The 6,427-nt window shown below is 62.1% G+C and carries 7 protein-coding genes; 6 read left to right on the top strand and 1 reads right to left on the bottom strand.

Annotated features, from left to right (window positions below):
* Positions 1 to 124: 124 nt before the first annotated feature.
* Positions 125 to 1,408 (top strand): arsenic transporter, encoded by a 1,284-nt coding sequence (locus LVD08_RS14715; protein ID WP_247268502.1) that lies wholly within the window; start codon positions 125 to 127, stop codon positions 1,406 to 1,408.
* 103 nt (positions 1,409 to 1,511) lie between these two features.
* Here LVD08_RS14715 and LVD08_RS14710 read toward each other — a convergent pair whose 3' ends face one another.
* The gene (locus LVD08_RS14710; protein WP_247268501.1) at positions 1,512 to 2,462 is read right to left on the bottom strand and encodes a DUF1853 family protein; all 951 of its coding nucleotides are present in this window, start codon (positions 2,460 to 2,462) and stop codon (positions 1,512 to 1,514) included.
* 115 nt (positions 2,463 to 2,577) lie between these two features.
* Here LVD08_RS14710 and LVD08_RS14705 point away from each other — a divergent pair, with 115 nt between their 5' ends.
* From LVD08_RS14705 to LVD08_RS14685, 5 genes are read left to right on the top strand one after another with little or no spacing between them, the layout of a single operon-like run.
* Positions 2,578 to 3,468: an NAD(+) kinase gene (locus tag LVD08_RS14705; protein WP_003224174.1), complete on the top strand. Its 891-nt coding sequence runs from the start codon at positions 2,578 to 2,580 to the stop codon at positions 3,466 to 3,468.
* A complete protein-coding gene (locus LVD08_RS14700) occupies positions 3,465 to 4,439 on the top strand; it encodes a metallophosphoesterase (RefSeq protein ID WP_372241222.1) in 975 nt (324 codons plus the stop codon). The genes LVD08_RS14705 and LVD08_RS14700 overlap by 4 nt, the downstream gene beginning before the upstream one ends.
* Positions 4,436 to 5,305 (top strand): rhomboid family intramembrane serine protease, encoded by an 870-nt coding sequence (locus LVD08_RS14695; RefSeq protein ID WP_135295536.1) that lies wholly within the window; start codon positions 4,436 to 4,438, stop codon positions 5,303 to 5,305. Before LVD08_RS14700 ends, LVD08_RS14695 begins: the two co-directional genes overlap by 4 nt.
* A 33-nt stretch (positions 5,306 to 5,338) precedes the next feature.
* Positions 5,339 to 5,599, top strand: a complete 261-nt coding sequence (locus tag LVD08_RS14690; RefSeq protein ID WP_247268500.1) for a YeaC family protein — start codon at positions 5,339 to 5,341, stop codon at positions 5,597 to 5,599.
* Complete coding sequence (locus LVD08_RS14685; RefSeq protein WP_027613137.1) at positions 5,596 to 6,426, top strand: DUF2797 domain-containing protein; 831 nt, start codon at positions 5,596 to 5,598, stop codon at positions 6,424 to 6,426. Before LVD08_RS14690 ends, LVD08_RS14685 begins: the two co-directional genes overlap by 4 nt.
* Position 6,427: the final 1 nt, after the last annotated feature.

Here is a 6,427-nt window from a genome sequence, read left to right as displayed (position 1 = left end):
CCGCCCGGGGGGGGGGGTGGGGCCACCAGGACTCAGTTAGTCGCCCTCCCCCCCCGGGGGGCGAGGGGCCCCCTCCCCCCAACGTTTGGATCTCCACTCATTGAATAATTGAAGGCTGTCGCGAATGCTCGCTGCGTCACTGATCTTCCTGCTGACCATCACCCTTGTCATCTGGCAACCCAAAGGCCTCGGGGTCGGCTGGAGCGCGACGCTCGGCGCCGTGCTGGCACTGATCTTCGGCGTCGTGCACTTGAGCGATATTCCGCTGGTGTGGCAGATCATCTGGAACGCCACCGGCACGTTCGTTGCGCTGATCATCATCAGCCTGTTGCTCGACGAAGCCGGGTTCTTCGCCTGGGCCGCGCTGCACGTGGCGCGCTGGGGGCGGGGCAGTGGGCGCAAGCTGTTTGCCTTCATGGTGCTGCTCGGCGCGCTGGTGTCGGCGTTGTTCGCCAATGACGGCGCGGCGCTGATCCTCACGCCGATCGTGATTTCGATGCTGCTGGCGCTGCGCTTTTCCCCGGCGGCGACCCTGGCGTTCGTCATGGGCGCCGGCTTCATCGCCGACACCGCGAGCCTGCCGCTGGTGGTGTCGAACCTGGTCAACATCGTTTCGGCGGACTTCTTTCACATCGGCTTCAACCGCTATGCGGCGGTGATGGTGCCGGTCAACTTCGTCAGCGTGGCCGCGACGCTAGGCGTGCTGATGTGGTTTTTCCGCCGCGACATCCCCAAGGCCTACGACCCCGAACAGCTCGAACAGCCGCACACGGCGATCCACGACAAAGCCACGTTCTATGCCGGCTGGGTGGTGCTGGTGATTTTGTTGATCGGCTGCTTCTTCCTCGAACAGCTGGGCATCCCGATCAGCGCGATCTCGGCGGTCTGCGCGGCGCTGCTGCTGGGAATCGCCGCCCGAGGCCACAAGATTTCCACGCGCAAGGTGCTGAAAGAGGCGCCGTGGCAGATCGTGATTTTCTCGCTGGGCATGTATCTGGTGGTGTATGGCCTGCGCAATGCCGGGCTGACCGGGTATCTCGCTGGCTGGCTGGATGTGTTCGCCGGGTACGGCGTATGGGGTGCGGCGCTGGGCACCGGGGTGCTGACGGCGTTGTTGTCATCGATCATGAACAACTTGCCGACAGTGCTGATCGGCTTGTTGTCGATCGATGCCAGTCAGGCCAGCGGTGTGATCAAGGAAGCGATGATCTATGCCAACGTGATCGGCAGCGATCTGGGGCCGAAAATCACCCCGATCGGCAGTCTGGCGACCTTGCTCTGGCTGCATGTGCTGGCGCGCAAGGGTATCCGGATTGGTTGGGGCTATTACTTCAAGGTCGGGATTGTGCTGACGGTGCCGGTGTTGTTGATTACTTTGGCGGCTTTGGCGCTGCGGTTATCCCTTTAGACCGAGTTGCCCCAATCGCGAGCAGGCTCACTCCTACCTTGGAATGCGTTCCCCTGTAGGAGTGAGCCTGCTCGCGATAGGGCCGGTTAAGGCACTACAACTCTCACACCTGCCCCGGCACATTCGGCCAAAGATCCGCCACCAGAAACAACCGCTCCGCCTCTTCCCATTCGCCCCGCGCATTCTCGGTCAGGCGCACCAGCAGTTGCGCCGGGGCCATCGGTTCCAGGTCGTCCAGCCACATCTGCAGATGTTCAGCGCTCCAGGTCTGATCCGTCGGGTAGTGTGCCGGCGCCAGCCAGGCATGGCGGGGCAGGGGTTGCCAGCGGCCCGCCGGGCGCTGGGCGACAAATGCCTGCCAATCTTTCTGATGCAGCCAACTGCCACGTAGGTGCTGCGGGTGCGCGCCTTTCGGCGGTTCGGCCTGACCGGGCCACGGGTACAGCAGATATCCGCCCAGCCACAGCTGCGCACTGAACACCTCGATATCCAGCTTCGCCAGCACCTCACGGCTTTCCGGGCGCGCCGAGATCGGCAGTTGGTGTTCGGCCAGATGCGCCAGTTTGCGGTCCAGGCGATCATGACAACCCGGCCCCAGCCATTGCGCCGGGTCGTGGCCGTCGCCTTCCTGCGGGCCGAGGTAGAGCTTGATCGCCAGTTCCAGGTGATGCACACCGTCGCGGTCGCGCAGCAGCATGTCCAGTTCACCGAGGGTGTGGCCTTCGCGGCGGATCGGCAGGTTGGCGGCAATCAGCTCGATGCCCGGCGCATGCTCCACGGCAAACTGCCACAACCGTTCGTAATACAGGCCCAGCCGCCGCGTGCGCGCCTGCGACAGCCAGTGCAGCAAGCCATAACTGTCACGGTCGAGTTGCCGCAGCCAGTGCTCCAGACGCTGCGGATCGCTGACCCAGTCGCTACCGGCCAGCGGATGGCGCTGCGGCCACGGCGTCGCGGCCAGCATCGGCGGTGCGAGAATCACCCACGCCAGGTCACGCACTTCCGGATGGCGTAATTGGTGTGGTAACTGGAGCAGGTCGGGAAACAGGATCATCTTGCGAGCATAGCCTTAAACACGCGCGCACCCTCGTGGCTGAAAGGATTTTGTCTATGGCGGGCTTTCGCCCATAATCGTGTTTTTCGCGTTTTCGATTGTCCGCAGAGGTCCCATGGAGCAATTTCGTAATATCGGCATCATCGGTCGCCTGGGCAGTTCCCAGGTGCTGGATACCGTCCGCCGACTGAAACGCTTTCTGCTCGATCGTCACCTGCACGTGATCCTCGAAGACACCATCGCCGAAGTCCTGCCGGGCCATGGCCTGCAAACCTCGTCACGCAAGATGCTCGGCGAAGTCTGCGACATGGTCATCGTCGTCGGCGGTGACGGCAGCCTGCTCGGTGCCGCTCGCGCGTTGGCCAAGCACAATATTCCAGTGCTGGGGATCAACCGTGGCAGCCTCGGCTTTCTCACCGACATTCGCCCCGATGAGCTGGAAGTCGAAGTGGCCAAGGTGCTCGACGGCCATTATCTGGTAGAAAACCGTTTCCTGCTGCAAGCCGAAGTCCGCCGCCACGCCGAGGCCATCGGCCAGGGCGATGCGCTGAACGATGTGGTGCTGCACCCGGGCAAATCGACGCGGATGATCGAGTTCGAGCTGTACATCGACGGCCAGTTCGTCTGCAGCCAGAAGGCCGACGGCCTGATCGTCGCCACGCCGACCGGTTCCACCGCGTACGCGCTGTCCGCTGGTGGCCCGATCATGCATCCCAAGCTCGATGCCATTGTGATCGTGCCGATGTACCCCCATATGTTGTCGAGTCGGCCAATTGTGGTCGATGGCAACAGTGAGCTGAAAATCGTCGTGTCGAAAAACATGCAGATTTACCCGCAAGTCTCCTGCGACGGGCAGAACCACTTCACCTGCGCGCCGGGCGACACCATCACCGTCAGCAAGAAAGCCCAGAAGCTGCGGCTGATTCATCCGCTCGACCACAACTACTACGAAGTCTGCCGGACCAAGCTCGGCTGGGGCAGCAAGTTGGGTGGTGGAGGCGACTGATGCTCGATCCCGCGCGCAGTTATGACTTGATTGGTGACGTGCACGGATGCGCCCTGACCCTCGAACACTTGCTTGATCGTCTCGGTTATCACAAGCAGGGCGGGGTCTGGCGGCATCCATCGCGCATGGCCGTGTTCGTCGGCGACATCATCGACCGTGGCCCGCGAATCCGCGAGGCACTGCACATCGTCCACGACATGGTCGAGGCCGGGCAGGCGCTGTGCATCATGGGCAACCACGAATTCAACGCACTGGGCTGGAGCACGCCGGCGCTGCCGGGCAGCGGCAAGCAGTTCGTCCGTGAGCACACGCCGCGGCACGCGCGCCTGCTGCATGAAACCCTGACCCAGTTCGAAGACCATCCGGGCGACTGGCATGACTTTCTCAACTGGTTCTACGAACTGCCGCTGGTGGTTGATGCCGGACGCTTCCGTGTGGTGCACGCCTGTTGGGATGCCAGCCTGATCGAACCATTGCGCGGGCTGTTTCCCGATGCGCGCATCGACGAGCACTTTCTCCAGGCGTCGGCCGTGCCCGGCAGTTTCGCCTGCACCGTGTTCGACCGCTTGCTGCGCGGCACCGACATGCGCCTGCCGGATGGCTTGACCATGACCAGCGGCGACGGTCTGGTGCGCTCGTTCTTCCGCACCAAATTCTGGGAAGACGACCCGAAAACCTACGGCGACATCGTCTTCCAGCCAGATGCGCTGCCGGAGCCGGTGGCGCAGAAACCGCTGACCTCCAGCGAGAAAAACAACCTGCTGCGCTACGGCATTGACGAGCCCTTGCTGTTCGTCGGCCACTACTGGCGCAGCGGCAAACCGGCGCCGATCCGCCCGAACCTCGCGTGTCTCGATTACAGCGCGGTGCTCTACGGCAAACTGGTGGCCTATCGTCTGGATCAGGAAACACGTCTGGATCCGCATAAATTTGTCTGGGTCGATGTCGAGCGGCCGGAGGTGCTGCAATGAGTGCGGTAGCGGTATTGCGTCTGCCGTTGGCGGTGGATCTGAGCGGTTTCGTCAAGCTGCTGCAACGGATGCAGGTGCCGCATCGAGTCAGCGAAGAGGCGGGCGAGCAGGTGCTGTGGGCGCCTTCGGAAATCAGCGAGGACGTGCGTTCGCTGTACGAGCGCTTCCCGGCCGGCGATCCCGATCAGCAACTGGACATCCCGCTGGCGCCGACTTTCAAGCGTCCGAGCTTCGCCGAGCAACTCAAACACGCCAAGGCCACCGGGTTGATCCTGCTGCTGAGCCTGCTGGTCGGTGGCCTGACCTATCTGGGCGACAACCTCGAGACCATTCGCTGGCTGACCTTCCTCGACTTCCGCGTGGTCGGCGAGTACATCCAGTTCACGCCGCTGGCCGACAGCCTGGCGGCGGGGCAGTGGTGGCGCCTGTTCACGCCGATGCTGCTGCACTTCGGCATCCTGCACCTGGCCATGAACGGCATGTGGTACTGGGAACTGGGGCGGCGCATCGAGTCACGTCAGGGCAGCATCAACCTGCTCGGTCTGACCCTGCTGTTCAGCCTGGTGTCGAACTACGCGCAGTTTGCCTGGAGCGGCCCGAGCCTGTTTGGCGGCTTGTCTGGCGTGCTCTACGGTTTGCTCGGCCATTGCTGGATTTTCCAGTTGCTGGCGCCGAACCCGGCGTATCGCCTGCCGCGAGGCGTGCTGGTGATGATGCTGGTGTGGCTGGTGATTTGCATGTCCGGACTGGTCTCGATGATCGGTTTCGGCCAGATCGCCAACGCCGCGCACGTCAGCGGGTTACTCATCGGATGCTTCACCGGTTTGTTGGGCGGTTTGTATAACCGCCGTAAACTGGCCGCCTGAAATTTTAAGTGAATAAAGAGCACGGAGACCCTGATGTCCTCTTTTAACGACATGATCAAAAACATCACCCCGGACATCTACGAGAGCCTGAAACTGGCCGTGGAAATCGGCAAGTGGTCCGACGGTGGCAAACTCACCGTCGAACAGCGCGAGCTTTCGCTGCAGGCGATGATCGCCTGGGAAATCCAGAACCTGCCTGAAGACCAGCGCACCGGTTACATGGGCCCGCAGGAATGTGCGTCGAAGTCGATCGAAGTGCCGAACATCCTGTTCAAGTCGGATGCCATCCATTGATCGAGATTGGCCGCGGTGCAATCAGCAAAATGTCGGCGCGCCTGGACGGGCCGAATGTGCAATACGCGTTTCGTCTGGATGACGTCGAGGTCCCGGTCAACCCCATGATCGGCACCACGGTGCGTCTGGAGTACCTGGGGGCGATTCATTGCACCCATTGCGGGCGCAAGACCAAAACCAGTTTCAGCCAGGGTTACTGCTACCCGTGCATGACCAAACTGGCGCAGTGCGATCTGTGCATCATGAGCCCGGAGCGTTGTCACTTCGAGGCCGGCACCTGCCGGGAGCCGGAGTGGGGTCAGAAGTTCTGCATGACTGATCATGTGGTGTATCTGGCCAACTCGTCGGGGATCAAGGTCGGTATCACCCGCGCCACGCAGTTGCCGACCCGCTGGCTCGATCAGGGCGCGAGTCAGGCGCTGCCGATCATGCGCGTATCGACGCGCCAGCAGTCGGGCTTCGTCGAAGACCTGTTCCGCAGCCAGGTGGCCGACAAGACCAACTGGCGCGCCTTGCTCAAGGGCGATGCGGCGGCGGTGGATCTGGCGCAAGTGCGCGATCAACTGTTTGAAAGCTGCGCCGAGGGCTTGCAAGGCCTGCAGCAGCGATTCGGCCTACAAGCAATTCAGACGATTGCCGATGTAGAACCTCTCGAAATCCGCTATCCGGTCGAGCAATACCCGGCCAAAATCGTCAGCTTCAACCTGGACAAGAACCCGATTGCCGAAGGCACGCTGCTGGGTATCAAGGGTCAGTACCTGATTTTTGACACCGGCGTGATCAACATTCGTAAATACACGGCCTATCAGCTCGCCGTGCATCAATAAG

Origin of the sequence: Pseudomonas sp. YL2 (genome assembly GCF_023063025.1) — a bacterium.
In the GTDB taxonomy this organism is placed as follows: Bacteria; Pseudomonadota; Gammaproteobacteria; order Pseudomonadales; family Pseudomonadaceae; genus Aquipseudomonas; species Aquipseudomonas putida_A.
This window is presented reverse-complemented; position numbering and strand designations above follow the sequence as displayed.